Source organism: Acinetobacter sp. V115_6 (assembly GCF_031799025.1).
Lineage (GTDB): Bacteria > Pseudomonadota > Gammaproteobacteria > Pseudomonadales > Moraxellaceae > Acinetobacter > Acinetobacter pittii.
The window spans coordinates 88,617-108,828 of record NZ_JAVQNO010000017.1 but is presented as its reverse complement, the minus strand read 5'-3'; the positions used below and the strand labels follow the sequence as shown (position 1 = coordinate 108,828).

Below are 20,212 nucleotides of genomic sequence, written 5' to 3'. Positions count from 1 at the left end.
TTTTGTTATTTTGTTTACTGCTCGGTCAATGACTATTCATTCAGAAAATAATAGGGCCCCCTCACATTCACCCGAGGCAATAACTTGAAAGGGGTAAAACGTGGTAAAAATACAAAGTAGATTAGAGAACAAGGAACAGGTGAATTATGGCGTTTTACGGTGACTCCGACGCACAAGAAACCCAAGAATGGCAAGATGCATTCGATTCAGTTTTACAACATATGGGAACTGAACGAGCGGCATTCTTGTTGGAAAAACTTTACCAACAAGCAATTGCTAAGCATGTTCCAATTCAACGTCTCAATACACCTTACTTAAATACAATTTCTGTTGAAGAGCAACCTGCAATGCCAGGCGACCAAGATATGGAACGCCGTATTCGTGCATTGATTCGTTGGAATGCCTTAGCAATGGTACTTCGTGCGAATAAAACAGGTGACGATTTAGGTGGACACTTGGCGAGCTTCGCATCAAGTGCAACATTATATGACGTAGGTTTTAACCATTTCTTCCGCGCAAACAGCAATAGCTTTGGCGGAGATATGATTTATTACCAAGGGCACTGTGCTCCTGGTATTTATGCACGTTCATTCCTTGAAGGACGTTTAACTGAAGAACAGTTAAGTAATTTCCGCCGTGAAGTTGGCGGTAACGGTTTACCAAGCTATCCGCATCCATATTTAATGCCTGACTATTGGCAATTCCCAACCGTATCAATGGGTCTTGGTCCAATCATGTCGATTTATCAAGCACATATTCAAAAATATTTGATGAACCGTGGCTTGATCAAAGAAGAAGATCGTAAAGTTTGGGCTTATCTTGGCGATGGCGAGATGGATGAGCCGGAAAGTACTGGTGCTATTTCACTTGCTGGTCGCGAAAAGCTTGATAACCTTATCTGGGTTGTTAACTGTAACTTACAGCGTTTAGATGGTCCTGTACGTGGTAACGGTAAAATCATTCAAGAACTAGAATCTTTATTCCGTGGTGCGGGCTGGCGTGTAATTAAAGTGGTATGGGGCCGTCATTGGGACCCACTACTTGCAAAAGACAGCACAGGCGCTTTAAAAGCGGTAATGGAAGAGACAGTTGATGGTGAATACCAACGCTATCAAGTGAAAGGTGGTGCATATACACGTGAGAAATTCTTTGGCAAGTACCCAGAAGCTGCGGAACTTGTAAAAGATTTAAGCGATGAAGACATCGATAATCTCAACCGTGGTGGTCACGACCCTTACAAAGTGTTTGCTGCATATGCAGAAGCAATGAAAGCTAAAGGTCAACCAACAGTTATTCTTGCGAAAACTGTTAAAGGTTACGGTTTGTCTGAAGAAATTGAAGCGGTAAACAAAACTCACCAAATCAAAAAAATGCAGATTGACTCTTTGAAATATGTACGTGACCGTTTCAATCTTCCATTTACAGACGATAAGTTAGAAGAGCTTCCATTCTACCGCCCAAGTGAAAACTCTCCAGAAATGAAGTATATGAAGGCGCGTCGTGAAGCGTTAGGTGGTTACCTACCTGCACGTCGTAAAGAGAGTGAAATCTTAGCGATTCCTGAATTATCTGTATTTGATGCTGTATTAAATGGTTCAGGTGGTAAAGAACAATCTACCACTATGGTGATGGTTCGTTTAATTGCTTCTTTACTCAAAGAAAAAGCAATTAAAGACCGCGTAGTACCAATTGTTCCAGATGAAGCACGTACTTTTGGTCTGGAAGGTATGTTCCGTCAGCTCGGTATCTATGCTGCTCACGGCCAAAAATATACCCCAGAAGACCAAGAACAATTAATGCATTACCGTGAAGCAAGTGACGGTCACATGCTTCAAGAAGGGATTAACGAAGCTGGTGCAATGAGTGCATGGGCTGCGTTGGCAACAAGTTATTCAACGAATAACTTACCAATGATTCCGATGTACATGTACTACTCAATGTTCGGTTTCCAACGTATTGGTGACATTGCATGGGCTGCGGGCGATGCACAAGCTCAAGGTTTCTTGTTAGGTGCAACAGCTGGTCGTACAACGTTGAATGGTGAAGGTCTACAGCACCAAGATGGTCATTCACATATCTTGGCGAACACTATTCCAAACTGTGTATCTTATGATCCATGTTTTGGTTATGAATTAGCTGTAATCGTACATGACGGTTTGCAACGTATGTATGTGAACCAAGAGCGTGTGTTCTACTACTTAACTGTAATGAACGAAAACTACGAGCATCCTGCAATGCCTGAAGGCGCTGAGGAAGGCATTAAACGTGGTATGTACTTGTTCGAAAAAGATGAAAAAGCAACTGTCCAATTACTTGGTTCAGGTGTAATTCTTCGTGAAGTAATCAAAGCTGCGAAAATCTTACGTGATGAATATCAAATCCACTCAAACGTTTGGAGTGTAACAAGCTTCAATGAGTTGTCACGTGATGGTATGGCATGTGAAGAATACAACCGTTTACACCCACTTTCTGAAGAAGTGAAAGAGTCTTGGGTATCTAAACAGTTACGTGGTACAGAAGGTATCGTTGTTTCAGCAACAGACCATATGCGTGCTTACAGCGAACAAATCCGTGCTTATCTTCCAGATGGTCGCCCATTTGTTGCATTAGGTACAGATGGATACGGTCGTTCAGATACACGTGCTAATTTACGTAGTTTCTTTGGTGTTGATGCTGCACATATCGTTGTTGCTACTTTGAAAAAATTAGCTGACGAAGGTGAAGTGGACGCACGTTTAGTTAAAGACGCAATTTCTAACTTTGAGTTAGATACTGACCGTCCAGTGGCATGGGCTCCTCAAGCGCATCCAGAAGTTCAGGCAGTTGCTGAATATAATGAAACGCAAACAGGTGAGGGGAACTAAGCATGCAAATTAAGACCCCTGATATTGGTGTAGATAAAGCAGTTGTTGCTGAAATTTTAGTAAAAGTTGGCGACAGTATTGCAGAAAATGACAGCCTTGTTTTGCTTGAGTCAGATAAAGCCTCTGTTGAAGTGCCTAGCACTTCAGCAGGGGTGGTAAAAAGCATCTTAATCAAAGAAGGTGATAGCGTAACTGAAGGTACGGTATTGCTTGAACTTGAAGCTGAGGGTGCTGCACCAGTAGCTCAAGCAGAAGAAGCTCCAAAAGCTGCACCAGCAGCTGAACAAACAGCAGCACCGGCAGCGGCTCAACAGCCTTCAACTGCTGCTCAACCAGCAACGGCAACAACTAGCCAAGTGGTTGAAGTTCAAGTTCCCGATATTGGTGTTGAAAAAGCACTAGTTGGTGAAATTTTAGTAAAAGTTGGTGAGCAAATCGATGTTGAACAAAGCATCGTTGTGGTTGAGTCTGACAAAGCAACTGTAGAAGTACCAAGCAGTGTTGCAGGTACTGTAGAAAGCATTCAAGTTAAAGAAGGCGATACAGTTAAAGAAGGTGTTGTGCTCATTAAAGTAAAAACAACGTCTGCATCTAGTGCACCAGCTGAGGCACCTGCTTCTACAACAGCAGCTCCAGCGGCAGCACCTGCACCAGCTCAAACTGTAGCATCGACTGCTACTCAATCTGGACCGGTTGATATTAACGTTCCTGATTTGGGTGTAGATAAAGCAGTTGTTGCTGAAATCTTGGTTCAGGTTGGTGACAAAGTTGATGTAGACCAAAGCCTTGTTGTTGTTGAGTCAGATAAAGCAACTGTGGAAGTTCCAAGTACTGTTGCTGGTGTTGTGAAAGCAATTCACTTGCAAGCAGGCCAACAAGTTTCACAAGGTGTATTGCTGGCAACAATTGAAGCTGAAGGCCAAGCATCTGCTGCTGCACCAGCGGCGAAAGCAGAATCAGCTCCAGCTTCGCAGGCAGCAGCGCCTAAAGCAGCAGCTCCTGCTGCGACTCAGTCTGCGCCTGTAGCGTCAACATCTGGTGCTGATAAGTTAACGAAAGAGCAAGAAGCTGAAAATGCTAAAGTATATGCAGGCCCTGCCGTTCGTAAGCTTGCTCGTGAACTTGGCGTGATTTTGTCACAAGTTAAAACTTCTGGTGAGCATGGCCGTGTTGTTAAAGAAGATATCTTTGCGTATGTGAAGACTCGTTTAACTGCACCGCAAGCGGCACCAGTTGCTGCGGCTGCACCAGCGGTTTCGGGTTTGCCAAAGCTTCCTGACTTCACTGCATTTGGTGGCGTAGAAGAAAAAGTACTGACGCGTTTGCAGCAAGTATCAATTCCGCAATTGTCGTTGAACAACTTTATTCCGCAAGTCACCCAGTTTGATTTGGCTGACATTACTGAGTTGGAAGATTGGCGTAATGAGTTGAAAGGCAACTTCAAAAAAGAAGGTATCAGCCTGACGATTATGGCATTCATTATCAAAGCGGTTGCGTACTTGTTGAAAGAAGAGCGTGAATTTGCAGGTCATCTATCTGATGACGGTAAATCAGTGCTCTTGCGCAATGAAATCCATATGGGTATTGCTGTTGCAACACCTGATGGTTTAACTGTGCCAGTACTTCGTAACCCAGACCAAAAATCAATTAAGCAAATTGCAGTTGAATTGGGTGTGTTAGGTCAAAAAGCGCGTGATAAGAAATTAACACCGAAAGATTTGCAAGGTGCGAATTTCACCATTTCAAGTTTAGGCGCAATTGGTGGTACAGCATTTACACCTCTTGTGAACTGGCCACAAGTTGCAATTTTAGGTATTTCACCTGCAACAATGCAGCCAGTATGGAATGGTAAAGACTTTGATCCGCGCTTAATGTTGCCGTTGTCATTGTCTTATGACCACCGTGTAATTAATGGTGCAGATGCAGCTCGCTTTACAAATAAACTTACGAAACTTCTTAAAGATATTCGTACTTTATTAATCTAATATTTTAAAATGAATCATTAAAACCTCGCTTCGGCGGGGTTTTATTTTGATATTTAATTTAATTGGTTTTAAGTTAATCTAAAGACGAAAAATGAAGTGTCGAGAGAGGAGAAATTTCTCGTTATTAAGCAAAGGAGAAATACTAAATGACGGGTTTTTTAAAAATCATGGTACCCATCCTATTGATTGTATTTTTATTGATGGGGGTATGGGTGAGTGTTTTACACTTTCCTTGGGGATGGATGACCTACGTTGCAATGGGTTTGGAAGTATTTGTGGCTATGCTTATTTTGCCGTTTGAATTTCAATCTCAGCACGTAACTGGCATTAATCATTTTGGATTTATTAACTTAAGTATTTGTTTAGCTTTACTATTGGGTCTAGGACGCTTGTTGGTTTGGGCATGGATAAAATTTTTTATTTGAAAAATAGAATTGCTCGAATATAATAAGCACATACTTCATTGGGGAGTAGCCGCTATTCATTTCTGAATGAATAGGTGATGATCAACATAATTGTTCAGCAGAACATGGTCATCATAGCTTAAACGTCTCATCGTTTCCGAGTTGGCAAGACCTTTGATTTACCACTCTGCAGATATTTGGCTAGCAGGAGAGGTAGGTCATGGGCATTTATGCTAGCCAGAGAAACGACATGCAAGAATTTCTGATTTCTACTTCAATTGTTGCCCTCGCTGAAATGGGCGATAAAACTCAATTATTGGCCCTTTTACTGTCTGCACGTTTCCGTAAGCCAATCCCTATTCTTATTGCGATTCTTTTAGCTACTCTAATTAATCATGGTATTTCTGCTGTACTTGGACAGTGGATTACGACCGTGTTGAGCCCCGAAATTTTAGTCTGGGTCCTTGCAGCTGGTTTCATTGGTATGGCGTTCTGGATGCTTATTCCAGATAAGCTCGATGATGAAACGGATAGTATTAATAGATGGCAAAAATTTGGTGTTTTTGGTGCTACCTTCATCTTATTCTTCTTAGCTGAAATTGGTGATAAAACCCAAATAGCAACAGTTGCTTTAGCTGCACGTTACGATAGCATTTTCTGGGTGATGTTAGGTACAACCTTAGGAATGATGATTGCTAATGCACCTGCTGTATTTATTGGTAATAAATTGGCTGAACGTTTATCTATCTCGCTCATTCATAAAATTGGTGCTGCTATTTTCTTAATTGTAGGTATCTCTACTTTGGTACAGCATTATTTCTTCTAACACATTTTAAGCTGCCAAAAAAAACGCACTCGAATCGAGTGCGTTTTTTTATAGGTAATTTTAATAGTTAAATTTCACGGTAAAGTTAATTTGACGTGGATTACCTAAAGTCACCATATTTTCATTTAAGGCGCCTGCATAATAATCTTTATCGAATAGATTACGGATCGCAAGTTGAGCACCCCAATGTCCTGCATCATAGCCAGCTTCTGTATCAAATACGGTATAGCCTGGAATATGGACATCTAACTTATCCATAGTTTTATAGGTTTCACCTCGGAATCCACCGCCGACATACCAACCAAGTTTTGAGGCAGGGTCAAATTTATAACGAGCCGACAGGCTGTAAGCATGCTCAGGAATATTGTCGAGTGCTTTTCCTATATTGCTCGCGTTTGCATCTTTACTAATTTCAGCATCAATTGTGTAGGTATAGGCAGCTGTTAATTTTAAACCTTCTAAAATTTCTGCGCTGAGCTCAGTCTCGATACCACGAGTTAATTGTTCGCCACGCTGAACTTTCTCACTCGTATTGATTGGGTCATTAACTACAACATTCTGACGTTTTAGGTCATACCAGGCGATAGCACCTTGAACTCGTTGATCTGGGCTTTGTAATTTCATTCCGACTTCAACCTGTTTCCCTTCTTCAGGTTTGAACGGATTGTTATTTACATCAGTACCACTATTTGGGGTAAATGAAGTGGCATAGCTGACATAAGGAGCCACAATGTCATTAAGGGTATACATGACAGAGGCGCTGCCTGTAAATGCATTGTCTGTTTGTTTACTTGTACTGCCAGTCACCAAACTTGTGGTTTGAGTTTGCGCCCAGTCTTGACGACCAGATAAGCTTAAAAGTAATTGGTCATTAAGCTGAATGCGGTCACGTAAATAAAGCCCTAAATATTTGAGACGGTTGATATCACGAACATTTTGAGTCAATTTTAAATTTTGACCGTAAACGGGGTCGTAGATATTTAAATCGCCAATATCGTATTTATCATTGGTGTAATCACTTTTTTCCTGAAAAGCATCTACCCCAATATTAAGGTCGTGTTGCATGCCATATAAATCAAACTGTTTATTGAAACGGTTATCGATGGCAAAGCTTAAATTATCAATAATTTGGTGGCGGCTATTATTTTTACGGCTAATGGTTGTGTAGTCGATTTCACCTTGTTTGTTTTTTGCCCAAAAGTTGTTACCCGTGCGAGCAAAGACAGCGGTACCATCCATTTCAGTTTTTTGTACGGCAAAGTTCTGATTAAAGTTCCAACCGTTATCAAAAGCGTGTTTAAAGGTATAACCTGTGCGGTAAACATCGGCTTCATATTTACCAAAATTAGGATCGCCAATATATAAACTTCGGTCTATAGCGCCGTTAGGGTTATCTTTTAATGTACCAACTACAGGCAAGCCTTGTTGACGAATGTATTCGCGATGCTGATAGCTTGCGATGACAGAGAGATCAGTGTTATCCCCTACGTCAAAGTTATAAGAGGGGGAGATGTAGTAATTTTTAAAATATACATAATCTGTTGGGTCATCTTGATCCGAGATACGACCATTTAAACGGAAAGCACCTTTTTCACTATTATTAGGGCTATAGTTTAAATCGAACGTTCCTTCTTTAAGGTTGTAGCTGCCATAAGTCATAGTGGCCCGAGCAAAGCTTTCAGCTTGAGGGCGTTTAGTCACTAAGTTGACCATACCTCCTGGAGCAACCAAACCAAAATTAATAGATGCAGGCCCTTTTAAAATCTGTACCTGATCCATACCTGATATTTCAGCTGCTACAGATGGGGTTGGAGAGCTTTGGCCTACTCTTAAACCATCGACATAAACTGAATCAGAAGAAGTTTGTCCTCGAATAATGAAATCATCCCAGCCACGACGACCAAGTTTCCCAGCTCCAACACCCGCAACACCTTCAAGTGCATCTGTAAGTGTCTTTGCTTGTTTTTGGTCAAGTTGCTCGCGGGTCACCACCGAAATCGACTGAGCAGTTTTAAATAAAGGTGCGTCTGATTTTAAGGCAGAGTTTGCTTTCGTTGCGACGTAAGGTGAAGTGCTTTCTTTTTGCGCTTGAACAGAAATCGTGGGGAGAACACTGGTCGAATTTTGTTGTTCTGTTATTTCTTCAGCGTGACTTGCTGTCATCGAAGTAAAAATAGCAACTGCTAACAATGTTTTTGATGTTGAAAAACGGAAGGGTTGATTCATGGGAGGCCTAAGCAGCACAAAAAATAAATTTGATAATGAGAATTATTTTAATTTATTGTGGTTTAATTTTAAATAACATTATGATTCATTTATAAAATAAGAAAAGCAAAATCAATTTTAAAATATTATTAGAAAAATAAAGTAGTTTATTGCAAGAGTTACTGAATCCCTTTATTTTAGTATGGATATAAAAATATCTAATATTTAAAGTTTTTTTGGGGAATTGTATGGGGTTTGAAAAAACAACATCGCAGATATTATTTGATAATGGCGTACATAAATGTATTAGTTTTACCAGTTTGGTTAAAGGGGAAGGCATCCAAGCCAATCAATTTTTAATTATTGATCATGAACGTGCTGCTGTAATCGATCCAGGTGGCGATTTGACCTATGTTCCATTAACGATGGAATTAAATAAATATACACGTTTGAAAAATCTGGACTATGTGATGGCCTCGCATCAAGATCCGGACATTATTACCTCAATGCCACGCTGGCTGGTTTATACCGATGCTAAAGTCGTTGCATCAAAATTATGGGCACGTTTTTTACCACACCTAAATTCCTCATTTATGAGTGAACGTATGAAAGGGAATTGGGAAGACCGTCTTATTGAATTACCCGACCGCGGCCAAGTGATTACTCTAGGAGAATCCAAGCTTGTGGTAGTTCCAGCTCATTTCTTACATTCGGTGGGTAATTTTCAGTTTTATGATCCAGTTGCCAAAATTTTATTTTCTGGCGATATGGGGGCATCGATTGTTGAAGATGCTAATCAGCCTTTAAAAGATTTTGATACGCACGTCATGAAAATGAAGGCTTTTCACCAACGCTATATGTGTTCCAATAAGGTTATCCGTTTGTGGGTTAACATGGTGCGGCAAATGGATATTGAAATGATCGTTCCTCAGCATGGCAGTCCATTTATTGGCAAAGAAATGATTAATCAGTTTTTGGACTGGATTGAGGTTTTACCTTGTGGTGTCGACTTGATGACAGAACAAGTTTTTAGTTGTCCAACTTAAAAAATGAGGTCCATTATCTTGAGTCGGAATTGAAATTTTTTTAGTATTTTTCGTCGCAGAAAAATTTTTGATGACGAGAATTTGAATAAAATGTTATCTCAAGTTGCGACTCCAGATGAGTGCCTACGCTGTGGGGCATGTTGTGCACATTTTCGGGTTTCATTTTACTGGGCTGAGGCCGAGTTAATAGATGAACATCTAGTTGAACCTTTAACACCTGTTTATTCTTGTATGCGTGGAACTAATCGGGTTCAGCCACGTTGTCAGGCTTTGACCGGTGAAATTGGTAAAGAGGTGGGGTGTTCTATTTATGCTGTACGTAGTTCTACCTGTAGAGAAGTGCAGGTGGGAGATGAGCAGTGTAATAAAGCTCGTTTGGCGCACCAGCTTATTCCTCTTATTCGTGTTAATCCAGCCGATTCTGAGAATGATCATGACTATGATCAGGTGAGTTAAATATGAGCTAACACAATAATAAGTGGGAAATATTTAGAGTAGGCAAATATCTATTGCTGAAAAAGGCAAAGATAATATGAAAATTGCATTGAAATTTGTTTATAATAGCTCACGGAATTTACCAGTGAGATTGTTATGCTGACCATCGTTCAAGAAGCGCTAACCTTCGATGATGTCTTATTACTTCCTGCCTACTCTACTGTTCTCCCAAAAGATGTCTCTTTAAAGACACGTTTAACTCGCGGCATTCATTTAAATATCCCATTAGTTTCAGCGGCAATGGATACAGTGACTGAGTCACGTATGGCGATTGCTATGTCACAAAATGGTGGTATCGGGATTTTGCACAAAAACATGGATATTGCTGCTCAAGCTGCAGAAGTACGCCGTGTGAAAAAATTCGAAGCGGGTATGGTGAAAGATCCTATCACTGTAACGCCAGAAACTACAGTACGTGAACTGATTGCAATTACCTCTGCTAATAACATTAGTGGTGTACCTGTTGTTAAAGATGGCAAGGTTGTTGGTATTGTGACAGGCCGTGATACGCGTTTTGAAACCAATTTAGAACAACCTGTTAGCAACATCATGACAGGCCAAGATCGTTTAGTAACTGTACGTGAAGGCGAGTCTAAAGAAAATATTCAAGCATTATTGCAAAAACACCGTATTGAAAAAGTCTTGGTCGTTGGTGAGAGCAACGAACTTAAAGGCTTAATTACAGTAACTGACTTCCGTAAAGCTGAGAGCTATCCAAACAGTTGTAAAGATGATCTTGGGCGTTTACGTGTTGGTGCTGCGGTAGGCACAGGTGCTGATACACCAAGTCGTGTGGAAGCATTGGTTGAAGCTGGTGTTGACGTAATTGTTGTTGATACAGCACACGGTCACTCTGCTGGTGTAATTGAACGTGTACGTTGGGTGAAACAAAACTTCCCTCAAGTACAAGTGATTGGTGGCAACATTGCAACTGGTGATGCTGCATTAGCATTATTAGATGCAGGTGCAGATGCTGTAAAAGTAGGTATTGGCCCTGGTTCTATCTGTACAACACGTATTGTAGCTGGTATCGGTATGCCACAAATTTCTGCGATTGACAGCGTTGCTAGTGCACTAAAAGATCAAATTCCTTTAATTGCAGATGGCGGTATCCGCTTCTCTGGTGATATGGCAAAAGCGATCGGTGCGGGTGCAAGTACGATCATGGTTGGTTCATTACTTGCGGGTACTGAAGAAGCGCCGGGCGAAGTTGAGTTTTTCCAAGGTCGTTACTACAAAGCATATCGTGGTATGGGTTCATTAGGTGCAATGGCGGGAGCAACTGGTTCTGCTGACCGTTATTTCCAAGATTCAAAAGCGGGTGCTGAGAAATTAGTACCAGAAGGAATCGAAGGCCGTGTTCCATATAAAGGCCCAATGGGTAACATCGTTCATCAAATGATGGGTGGTTTACGTTCATCGATGGGTTATACAGGTTCAGCTGTGATTGAAGATCTTCGCCAAAATGCGAAATTTGTGAAAATTACTTCAGCAGGCATGTCTGAGTCACATGTTCATGATGTAACGATTACTAAAGAAGCTCCAAACTATCGTGTTGGTTAGATTTTCGTAACCAAAACAACGAAGAAAGCCGTCATTACACTGACGGCTTTTTGTTTTTGGTGTAAAGTAAATCTGACGAAAAGAGATATGGCGGAATTGCCATATATGAAGTAAGCCACGGCTGAAGTGGCGTAAAAATGAGATAAGCTATGAGTTATTTTGGAACGGATGGTATTCGTGGAAAATTTGGGCAAATGCCTATTACTCCAGAGTTTGCTTTAAAACTCGGTTTTGCTGCAGGGAAGGTATTAAAACGAACGAGTCCAAAAAATAAGCCACTTGTTGTATTAGGAAAAGACACTCGTTTATCTGGTTATATTTTAGAGTCTGCTTTGCAGGCGGGGTTAAACGCTGCTGGCGTATATGTTCATTTACTTGGCCCATTACCAACCCCAGCAATTGCGCACCTTACTCGTGCTTTACATGCGCATGCAGGTATCGTGATTTCTGCATCACATAACCCATATTTTGATAATGGTATTAAATTTTTCTCAAGCGAAGGTAAAAAATTACCAGATGCTCTACAAGAAGAAATTAACCTCGAATTAGAAAAAGATTTGTTTATTGAGGACACGGCAAACTTAGGTAAAAGTGTTCGTGTAAATGATGCGAATGGTCGCTATATCGAATTTTGTAAATCTACTTTCCCTTACCACTTTGACTTAAATAATTTAAAGATTGTGTTGGACTGTGCTCATGGTGCGGCGTATAGCGTTGGTCCTTCGGTTTTCCGTGAGTTAGGGGCAAAAGTTGTTGCTTTATATAATGAGCCAGATGGTTTAAATATTAATGAAGGTTGTGGTTCAACACATCCTGAAAAACTACAAAAAGCTGTAGTTGAGCACGAAGCAGATTTAGGGATTGCCTTTGATGGTGATGCTGACCGTGTCGTAATGGTTGATAAGTTTGGTAACTTAATTGATGGCGACCATATTTTATATATTTTAGCGACTCAGGCTCAAAATAAGCCAGCAGGCGTAGTCGGTACTGTCATGAGTAACATGGCACTCGAAGTTGCACTTGAAAAAGCGAATGTTGGTTTTGTTCGGGCTAAGGTTGGCGACCGATATGTATTACAAGCTTTAGAAGAAAATGGTTGGGTTACTGGTGGGGAACCATCTGGCCATATTTTAACTCTAGACAAGAGTACGACTGGTGATGCCATTATCGCTGCACTTCAAGTTTTAACTGTGATGGTCGAGCAAAATAAGGCTCTTCATGAATTGGTGCAAGACTTTAAACTATTCCCACAAATTCTTGTGAATGTACGTTTAGAACAAATGCTTGATCCATATTCTATTCCTGCATTGGTTGCCGAGTTTGATAAAGCAGAAGCACAGCTCAAAGGACGTGGACGAATCTTGATTCGTAAGTCAGGAACAGAACCTGTGATTCGAGTTATGGTCGAAGGTGATGATGAGCAAGAAGTGAATGCTTTAGCTCAGCATTTAGCAGATTCAGTTCGTTCACAAGCACAAGTCGCATAAGGTGCATGACATGAGTGATGTCATTAAAGATTTAAGTGAATTACGCTTAAGCTACGAGCAAGGAGAATTGCATGAGGGACAGGTTGAATCTAACCCTCATCTTCAGTTTCTTGGTTGGTTTAACCATGCTCTAGCAGCCAATTTACATGAACCCTATGCAATGTCATTAGCGACAGCAAGTGCGAATGGCAGACCTCATGTTCGAACAGTTTTGTTACGTGGGGCTACAGAAGCTGGGTATGATTTTTATACTAACTATGACAGTCAAAAAGGTATCGATTTGGCAGAAAATCCATATGCCGAATTATTATTTTATTGGCCAAGTCTAGAGCGTCAGGTGCGAGTTGGTGGTCATGTAGTCAAAATTGCTGAACAAGAGTCTACAGATTACTATCGTAAACGACCGCGTGATAGCCAGATTGCAGCGCATATCAGTACGCCGCAAAGTGGTAAGATTGAAAGCCGAGAGCTGTTACAGCAACGTTTTCAAGACTTACAACAGCAAGTTACCAGTCGTGAAGTGCTTGATAAGCCAGAGTTCTGGGGAGGCTATCGTCTGCAACCAGATTATTATGAATTCTGGCAAGGGCGACCAAATCGTTTACATGACCGCTTGAGTTATGAAAAAATTGACGGTCAATGGACGTTGCACCGACTGATGCCTTAAATGACAAAAATACAAATCAAACAAAGACCTTTATTGACACGCCCTGAACAGTTTCAGGGCGTGCCTCCGTTTATTGCCGAAATTTTGGCAAGGCGTGGGGTACAGTCTGAACAGGAATTAGAGTTAAAGCTTAAGAACTTATTAGCTCCGCAGCTCAAGGGATTAGAAACTGCTGTGGCATTAATAGATCAAGCTATTGATGAACAGAAAAAAATTGTTATTGTTGGCGACTACGATGCCGATGGAGCAACCAGTACAGCTTTAATGCTATTGGTGCTTCGCGATATGGGGGCACAAGTCGACTATTTAGTTCCAGACCGATTTAAATACGGTTATGGACTTACCCCTGCAATTGCAGAGCTTGCACATCAAACTTATCAACCCGATTTATTAATTACTGTCGATAATGGGATTTCCAGCCATGCTGGTGTTGATGCGGCACATGCACTGGGCATGCAAGTGGTTATTACAGATCACCATTTAACCACTAAAGAAACACCGCTTGCAGAAGCAGTTGTAAACCCAAATCAGTTAGGTTGTGAGTTCCCAAGTAAGGCGCTTGCAGGTGTTGGAGTTGCATTTTATGTGCTGGCCAATTTAGCAAGTTTACGTAACAAGCAAAACAAAAGTACAAGTAAAGTCACTCAATATCTAGACTTGGTTGCTTTGGGAACCTATGCGGATGTTGCTGTTCTAGATTATAACAACCGTATTTTGGTCGATGCAGGTGTAAAACGTATTCAACAACATCAATGCCGAGTCGGAATATTGGCGTTGCTAGATATTGCTGGCCGTGAGGCTTCATCTTTGCGTGCACAAGATTTAGGTTTTGTTTTAGGTCCGCGTATTAACGCTGCTGGTCGCATGGAGAGCATGCGTATAGGCATTGAATGTTTATTAGCTGACACAATGGAATCTGCTTATCCAATCGCGAGACAGTTAAATCAATTAAATATAGAGCGTCGTCAAATCGAAGGGGAAATGAAGCAACAAGCTTTATTTGCTTTAGATGGCTTGCAGCTCTCAAAAGAAGACGTTCCTCCGGCTATTGTACTTTTTGAAGAAAACTGGCATCAAGGCGTGATCGGGATTGTGGCAGGGCGTTTAAAAGAACAGTTTCATCGTCCCACTATTGTGTTTGCACCTGATGAAGATGGTATTCATATAAAAGGATCAGCACGTTCAATTGATGGCGTGCATATTCGAGATACGATTGAACAGGTCGCTGAACAACATCCAGAATTGGTGAGCCATTTTGGTGGTCATGCAGCAGCAGCAGGTTTAACCATACGTAAAGAAAACTTTGAAGCTTTTAAAACAGCATTTACCAATTGCATTGCAGCAATGGAAGAATCTTTGTTTCAAGCAACGCTATGGACGGATGGAGAACTCCCTGCTTCGGCTTTGCAACTAAATACATTAGATTGGATAGAACAGTTGGGGCCTTGGGGACAAAAATTCCCTTTTCCTCAGTTTGAGGGGCATTTTAAAGTTGTTGATTATCGCTGGCTTAAAGAAACGCATTTGAAGCTTAAATTAGCACTCGACCAATACAGTTTTGATGCAATTGCTTTTAATGCAGCAGGCCGTTTTGAATTTGACCCAATGCGGGATTATGTACATTTAGTCTATGAAATAGATCGTAATACATTTAATGGCAATGTGAATTTACAATTACGCATCTTACATTTAAACCAATAAAAAAAATCCGCTCAATTGAGCGGATTTTTTATGACTTTAGGCTTGATTAGAAGCGGTATGCTGCACGAACACCATAAGTGTTGTCGTTATCACCAAATCCAACACGGCCTTCAACACTTACTTGCTGATTTAAGAATTTTTTAGCATTGATACCAAATTCATCTTTGTCAGTTAAGTCGTTGTTGTAGTAATCAGCACCAACACTTAAAGTTTTGTCAATGTAGTAGTCACCACGAACTTTATATTCGTCTAGGTCACCGAACGCACCGAACGCTTCAAGGTTTACGTCATGTTGACCTACTTGAGTTACGTATTTAGCACGAACTGTTGGATCAGCGCCGTCTTTGCCGTCTTTTTCGTCGTAGCCTTTAACACCGAGAGCAAGTAATAAACCTGGAGCTGGTAAATAACCTACTTCAGCTGCATAAGTAGTTACTTTGCTGTCAATATTGGTATTGTCGACTTCACGCTCATTTCGACCTACATCACCACTAAGGTAGAAATCTGAGTTAGGAACGTAATATTCAACGCCTACGCCATATTGAGTATCTTTTGTACCGCTGTTATCGCCATAGTTGATAAGGGCGTTAACGTTACTTGCACGGCTTAAGAAAGCTGCTTCAGCAAGTGGAGCGTTACGAGTTTGAACAGGATTAAAGTAATAAGTCCCGTCAACACCGAATTTACTTACGCTGCTACCGTTGTCTGGATCAAGATAATTGTAAGAACCACCAACTTCAGCTTGGTAAGCGTTTGCTGCGCCACTCACTGCGAGTGCAGATAAAAGAGCTGATGCAATTGCTAGTTTTTTCATGGAATCTCTCCCCTCTAAAAAGCGATTTTATAAATGTTTTGTTACAACTTTTAGTCTAGACGAAAAAGCTTTGTCGTCAATCTTGCGCAAGTAACCGTACTGTAACCGTGTGATATTTATGTAAAGCAATTTAATTTAAGATATTGATTTTAAAATATAAAAACATAATGTTTTATTTTATTAAAATTGAGGAGATTTTGTGTAGATCATAAAAAATGCTGTAAAAGTACCCAATTTTGTATGAGGATGTTACTAATTAATCTTAAGATAAAATGAAAAATGCCCAAGGAAAACTCCCTTGAGCATACATATTTTTTAATAATAGATACTTATGGCTTAGAAACGGAATGTTCCATTAATACCAAAAGAGTCAGCATCATCAACAGTTGTATAAGTTAAGCCTACTGCTACTTGAGGTGTAAAGAATTTCTGTGCGCGAACACTAAAGATTGTATCTGAATCTTCTGCTGTTGAATCTGCAAAAGATGCTCCAATACTTAAAGTAGGATCAAGATAGAGATCTGCACCTAAACGATAAGTGGTTTCATCACCAATATAGGTTTGTCCTTCAAAATTAGTATAAAAACCTGAAATTTGAGTAACATACTTGGCGCGTAAAGTTACGGCAGTATCATCATCTTCACCAGTTACGGCTACGGCATTTGAAACCGTAGTAGTGAAGCCATATTTAGCGGCTTGTATTGGATCAAAGCTTTCAGATAAATCCGTTACACCAGCAGCCAATAACAAGCCATCGGTTGGTAGGAAACCGACCTCTACAGCATAGCCGTTGCCACTATCATCAACCGAACCAAAATCATTTGCAGAGACTTCGGTTTTTGTGCGGTTAAATGCGCCTGATAAATAGAGTGGGGTATTTGGAATAAAGTATTCACCTGTAATGCCTACAGAACTAAATTCGAGTTTTCCAAAGTCTTCATCATCTTCTAGTTTGCTATATGCATATCCTATTCCAATATTTGAAGATTTATTTAAAAAAGCAGCTTCAGCTAAAGGGAAAGTTTTTGCTTCCACAGGATTAAAATAATATTTACCGTTAATCCCGAAGCTATTATTTTCTCCACCATCCATATCTGTAAATTCGTACATTGTACCAACTTCAGTTTGATAGGCATTTGCGTTGAAAGCACATACAGTTGTGACAAGTGCAAACAAAAATTTTGATTTTTTCATGGATAAAGCTCTAGAGTAATATATGTTATAAAGTTATTAAGATTTAAGTTGTTAATTTTAATGCATTTTTAATGGGTAAATCAATAATATTATATTTATTTTTCATTAATGAGATATTGAAAATCAATATGTTTGAGGGCTTTTGTTTGAGTATGGCAAGCTATGCTAAAATAATTGACTGTTTATCTGCTCTTATGGGAACACTCGCGTGGAAATTAATCCTTATCTAAACCAATTGAAAGACTTAACTGATCGTAGCCAAACACTACGGGGGTATCTTTGACTACGATCTGAAAAAAGAACGTTTAGAAGAAGTTTTACGTGAGTTAGAAGATCCTGCGATCTGGAATGATCAAAGCCGCGCTCAGGCGATGGCGAAAGAAAAGGGCGAACTAGAAAACGTTATTAATGTATTGGATTGCTTATCTACACAGCTTGAAGATGCAAAAGCGATGTTAGATTTGGCTGTAGAAGCTGACGATGAAAGCCTGCTTGAAGATGTTCAGGCAGAACTTGGTGCGGCTGAAGATGAACTGGCTAAACTTGAATTCCGTCGTATGTTTAGCAATCCGATGGACCCGAATCCTTGCTATGTCGAGATTCAATCAGGTTCAGGTGGTACCGAAGCGCAAGATTGGGCGTCTATGCTTTTACGTATGTATATGCGCTGGATTGAACGTCATGGTTTTAAAGCAGAACTTATGGAAGTGTCTGACGGTGACGTAGCTGGTATTAAATCAGCAACGATACGTGTTGAAGGTGAATATGCCTACGGTTGGTTACGCACAGAGTCAGGTGTACACCGTTTAGTTCGTAAATCACCATTTGACAGTGGCAACCGTCGTCACACTTCATTCTCTGCGGTATTTATTTCACCAGAAGTTGATGACAATATTGAAATTGATATCAATCCTTCTGATGTTCGTACCGATACGTACCGTGCGTCTGGTGCAGGTGGTCAGCATATTAACAAAACCGACTCGGCTGTACGTTTGACTCACATCCCAACAGGTATTGTAGTAGCGTGTCAGAACCAGCGTTCGCAACATGCTAACCGTGACCACGCATGGAAACAGTTACGTGCACGTTTATATGAATTGGAAATGCAAAAACGTAATGAAGCAGCTCAAGCTCTAGAAGACTCGAAGTCTGATATTGGTTGGGGAAGCCAAATTCGTTCATATGTATTAGATGATTCTCGTATTAAAGATTTACGTACGGGTGTTGAGAACTCTAATACAGGTGCTGTTCTTGATGGTGACCTTGATCGTTTTATCGAAGCGAGTTTAAAACAAGGTTTATAAGAGTCTGCTGAACTTTTAGTTTAAATACAGTTCATCTATGAATATGTAGAACTCTTGGATTTTTAGCGATTAAAACGGCAAAGCAGTTCAGTCTTCGAATGTTAATCGAAAAAAATAGATATGAATATCGAAAAAATTAGATATGAATATCGAAAAAATGCGATATTATGTTTTCGAAATGCTGAACAAAGCTTTGTTCGTTTAAAAGACGTGTTGAGCCTATGGATATTGATGCAATTAGCAAAGCCCTTTCCAATCCGCTCCGTCGGCAGATTTTGCAATGGTTGAAAGAACCTGCGCATTATTTACCGGTGGAAGAGTGTGGTGGTAGTTTTGAGAAGGGTGTTTGCGCAGGTCATATTGAACGTTTGGGTAAAGTAGCTCAGTCTACGATGTCTAATCATTTGTCTGTGTTACAACAGGCGGGGCTTATTCAGGTCCAAAAATATGGTCAATGGTCTTATTTTTCACGTAACGAAGCTTTGATTCAGCAATATATCGAACATTTAAAACAAACACTTTAAATTATTAAAAGTGTAAGTCGAGGCGATTATGGCTGAACTCAATACTCCTTTAACGGTTGGTGATTTTGAAATCAAAAATCGATTGGTAATGGCTCCATTAACGCGTGCGCGTAGTGGTGAAAGCCGAGTGCCTAATGATTTAATGGTTGAATACTATCAACAACGTGCAAATGCTGGTCTAATTTTGACCGAAGCAACAGTAATTGGTTCAAAAACTGTGGGTTACGCAGACACCCCAGGATTATGGTCACAAGAGCAGGTACAAGCTTGGAATAAAATTATTGAGGCAGTTCATGCTCAAGGTTCAAAAATTGTAGCTCAACTTTGGCATGTAGGTCGTATTTCGCATCCTGAACTTTTAGATGGTGATATTCCTGTTGCACCAAGTGCAATCCAACCTGCGGGTGAAGTGAGTTTATTGCGTCCTAAACGTCCGTATGTAACACCGCGTGCACTTTCAATTGAAGAGATTCAAGAAGTTATTGCTCAATACAAACATTCAGCAGAACTGGCTAAAGCAGCAGGTTTTGATGGTGTTGAATTACACGCAGCGAACGGTTACTTAATTGACCAGTTCCTTCAAAGTAATACCAACCAACGTGATGACGAATACGGTGGTCCTGTTGAAAACCGTGCACGTTTATTATTAGAAGTCATTGATGCATTTATTGAAGTGTGGGGCGCTGGCCGAGTAGGTGTTCATATTGCACCGCGTGGTGATTCACACGATATGGGAGATGAAAACCCATTAGCAACTTTTGGTTATGTAGTTGAACAACTTAACCAACGTAATGTTGCTTTCATTTTCTCTCGTGAATATGAAGCTGCTGATAGTATTAGTCCTAAACTTCGCGAAAAATTTAATGGTGTATGGATTGCCAATGAGAACCTAACACCAGAATCAGCAAAACGTATCTTGCGTGAAGGTCAGGCAGATGCCGTATCTTTTGGTAAAGCATATATTGCTAACCCAGATCTTTTACAGCGCTTAGAACAAGACTTGCCATTAAATGAACTTCAACCAACGACTTTATACGCTAAAGGTGCTGAAGGGTATACAGACTATCCAACGCTGGAAGCGTCATAATATCTTTGAGATTTCGATTTACTGAACTATTTCATTTCTTAAGTCA

At 40.4% G+C, this 20,212-nt stretch carries 16 protein-coding genes and 1 riboswitch; of the genes, 13 read left to right on the top strand and 3 right to left on the bottom strand.

Translation table 11 applies throughout. From position 1 onward, the window contains the following. Positions 1-146 precede the first annotated feature (146 nt). The 4 genes from aceE to RMA94_RS05215 all read left to right on the top strand — a co-directional run bounded on the left by aceE (position 147) and on the right by RMA94_RS05215 (position 6,079). Positions 147-2,864 carry a pyruvate dehydrogenase (acetyl-transferring), homodimeric type gene (aceE, locus tag RMA94_RS05230; protein WP_002121885.1) on the top strand — a complete coding sequence of 906 codons (2,718 nt, stop codon included), beginning with the start codon at positions 147-149 and terminating at the stop codon, positions 2,862-2,864. A 2-nt stretch (positions 2,865-2,866) separates the two neighbouring features. Then, positions 2,867-4,849 carry a 2-oxo acid dehydrogenase subunit E2 gene (locus RMA94_RS05225; RefSeq protein WP_311082119.1) on the top strand — a complete coding sequence of 661 codons (1,983 nt, stop codon included), beginning with the start codon at positions 2,867-2,869 and terminating at the stop codon, positions 4,847-4,849. 146 nt (positions 4,850-4,995) lie between these two features. Continuing rightward, positions 4,996-5,274: a hypothetical protein gene (locus RMA94_RS05220; protein ID WP_213689144.1), complete on the top strand. Its 279-nt coding sequence runs from the start codon at positions 4,996-4,998 to the stop codon at positions 5,272-5,274. Positions 5,275-5,302: 28 nt separating this feature from the next. Then, a riboswitch (yybP-ykoY riboswitch) is annotated at positions 5,303-5,488 on the top strand. Between the two features lie 15 nt (positions 5,489-5,503). After that, positions 5,504-6,079: a TMEM165/GDT1 family protein gene (locus tag RMA94_RS05215; protein ID WP_005804434.1), complete on the top strand. Its 576-nt coding sequence runs from the start codon at positions 5,504-5,506 to the stop codon at positions 6,077-6,079. 60 nt (positions 6,080-6,139) lie between these two features. Here RMA94_RS05215 and RMA94_RS05210 read toward each other — a convergent pair whose 3' ends face one another. Then, the gene (locus RMA94_RS05210; protein WP_311082117.1) at positions 6,140-8,305 is read right to left on the bottom strand and encodes a TonB-dependent siderophore receptor; all 2,166 of its coding nucleotides are present in this window, start codon (positions 8,303-8,305) and stop codon (positions 6,140-6,142) included. 227 nt (positions 8,306-8,532) lie between these two features. Here RMA94_RS05210 and RMA94_RS05205 point away from each other — a divergent pair, with 227 nt between their 5' ends. From RMA94_RS05205 to recJ, 6 genes are all read left to right on the top strand, one after another. Then, the gene (locus RMA94_RS05205; RefSeq protein ID WP_161282666.1) at positions 8,533-9,330 is read left to right on the top strand and encodes an MBL fold metallo-hydrolase; all 798 of its coding nucleotides are present in this window, start codon (positions 8,533-8,535) and stop codon (positions 9,328-9,330) included. A gap of 90 nt (positions 9,331-9,420) precedes the next feature. Further along, positions 9,421-9,786 carry a YkgJ family cysteine cluster protein gene (locus RMA94_RS05200; RefSeq protein WP_086264723.1) on the top strand — a complete coding sequence of 122 codons (366 nt, stop codon included), beginning with the start codon at positions 9,421-9,423 and terminating at the stop codon, positions 9,784-9,786. 135 nt (positions 9,787-9,921) lie between these two features. Further along, a complete protein-coding gene (guaB, locus tag RMA94_RS05195; RefSeq protein WP_002121951.1) occupies positions 9,922-11,388 on the top strand; it encodes an IMP dehydrogenase in 1,467 nt (488 codons plus the stop codon). Between the two features lie 149 nt (positions 11,389-11,537). Continuing rightward, positions 11,538-12,875, top strand: a complete 1,338-nt coding sequence (glmM, locus tag RMA94_RS05190; protein ID WP_032004989.1) for a phosphoglucosamine mutase — start codon at positions 11,538-11,540, stop codon at positions 12,873-12,875. A gap of 10 nt (positions 12,876-12,885) precedes the next feature. Further along, the gene (gene pdxH, locus RMA94_RS05185; RefSeq protein ID WP_130173093.1) at positions 12,886-13,542 is read left to right on the top strand and encodes a pyridoxamine 5'-phosphate oxidase; all 657 of its coding nucleotides are present in this window, start codon (positions 12,886-12,888) and stop codon (positions 13,540-13,542) included. After that, on the top strand, positions 13,543-15,243 hold the full coding sequence (gene recJ, locus RMA94_RS05180; RefSeq protein WP_311082112.1) for a single-stranded-DNA-specific exonuclease RecJ: 1,701 nt from the start codon (positions 13,543-13,545) through the stop codon (positions 15,241-15,243). Between the two features lie 46 nt (positions 15,244-15,289). On the opposite strand, the gene RMA94_RS05175 is transcribed toward recJ, so the two are convergent. Then, complete coding sequence (locus tag RMA94_RS05175; RefSeq protein WP_005078653.1) at positions 15,290-16,057, bottom strand: putative porin; 768 nt, start codon at positions 16,055-16,057, stop codon at positions 15,290-15,292. A 336-nt stretch (positions 16,058-16,393) separates the two neighbouring features. Beyond that, positions 16,394-17,251 (bottom strand): putative porin, encoded by an 858-nt coding sequence (locus RMA94_RS05170; RefSeq protein WP_068614271.1) that lies wholly within the window; start codon positions 17,249-17,251, stop codon positions 16,394-16,396. Positions 17,252-17,459: 208 nt separating this feature from the next. Between RMA94_RS05170 and prfB the strand changes: the two genes are divergently transcribed. The 3 genes from prfB (at position 17,460) to RMA94_RS05155 (ending at position 20,166) form a co-directional block, all read left to right on the top strand. Continuing rightward, a protein-coding gene (prfB, locus tag RMA94_RS05165; protein ID WP_311082111.1) for a peptide chain release factor 2 occupies positions 17,460-18,555 on the top strand; the annotation gives its coding sequence in 2 pieces (ribosomal slippage) (positions 17,460-17,531 and positions 17,533-18,555; 1,095 coding nt in all). A 221-nt stretch (positions 18,556-18,776) separates the two neighbouring features. Continuing rightward, a complete protein-coding gene (locus RMA94_RS05160) occupies positions 18,777-19,079 on the top strand; it encodes a helix-turn-helix transcriptional regulator (RefSeq protein ID WP_002121891.1) in 303 nt (100 codons plus the stop codon). Between the two features lie 28 nt (positions 19,080-19,107). Beyond that, a complete protein-coding gene (locus RMA94_RS05155; RefSeq protein WP_311082109.1) occupies positions 19,108-20,166 on the top strand; it encodes an alkene reductase in 1,059 nt (352 codons plus the stop codon). Positions 20,167-20,212: the final 46 nt, after the last annotated feature.

Coding starts and splice junctions, on each gene's coding strand:
- RMA94_RS05205 (WP_161282666.1), top strand. CDS start 8,533: ATGGGGTTTGAAAAAACAACATCGCAGATATTATTTGATAATGGCGTA.
- guaB (WP_002121951.1), top strand. CDS start 9,922: ATGCTGACCATCGTTCAAGAAGCGCTAACCTTCGATGATGTCTTATTA.
- RMA94_RS05170 (WP_068614271.1), bottom strand. CDS start 17,251: ATGAAAAAATCAAAATTTTTGTTTGCACTTGTCACAACTGTATGTGCT.
- glmM (WP_032004989.1), top strand. CDS start 11,538: ATGAGTTATTTTGGAACGGATGGTATTCGTGGAAAATTTGGGCAAATG.
- RMA94_RS05225 (WP_311082119.1), top strand. CDS start 2,867: ATGCAAATTAAGACCCCTGATATTGGTGTAGATAAAGCAGTTGTTGCT.
- pdxH (WP_130173093.1), top strand. CDS start 12,886: ATGAGTGATGTCATTAAAGATTTAAGTGAATTACGCTTAAGCTACGAG.
- RMA94_RS05155 (WP_311082109.1), top strand. CDS start 19,108: ATGGCTGAACTCAATACTCCTTTAACGGTTGGTGATTTTGAAATCAAA.
- RMA94_RS05175 (WP_005078653.1), bottom strand. CDS start 16,057: ATGAAAAAACTAGCAATTGCATCAGCTCTTTTATCTGCACTCGCAGTG.
- recJ (WP_311082112.1), top strand. CDS start 13,543: ATGACAAAAATACAAATCAAACAAAGACCTTTATTGACACGCCCTGAA.
- RMA94_RS05220 (WP_213689144.1), top strand. CDS start 4,996: ATGACGGGTTTTTTAAAAATCATGGTACCCATCCTATTGATTGTATTT.
- aceE (WP_002121885.1), top strand. CDS start 147: ATGGCGTTTTACGGTGACTCCGACGCACAAGAAACCCAAGAATGGCAA.
- RMA94_RS05215 (WP_005804434.1), top strand. CDS start 5,504: ATGCAAGAATTTCTGATTTCTACTTCAATTGTTGCCCTCGCTGAAATG.
- RMA94_RS05210 (WP_311082117.1), bottom strand. CDS start 8,305: ATGAATCAACCCTTCCGTTTTTCAACATCAAAAACATTGTTAGCAGTT.
- RMA94_RS05160 (WP_002121891.1), top strand. CDS start 18,777: ATGGATATTGATGCAATTAGCAAAGCCCTTTCCAATCCGCTCCGTCGG.
- RMA94_RS05200 (WP_086264723.1), top strand. CDS start 9,421: ATGTTATCTCAAGTTGCGACTCCAGATGAGTGCCTACGCTGTGGGGCA.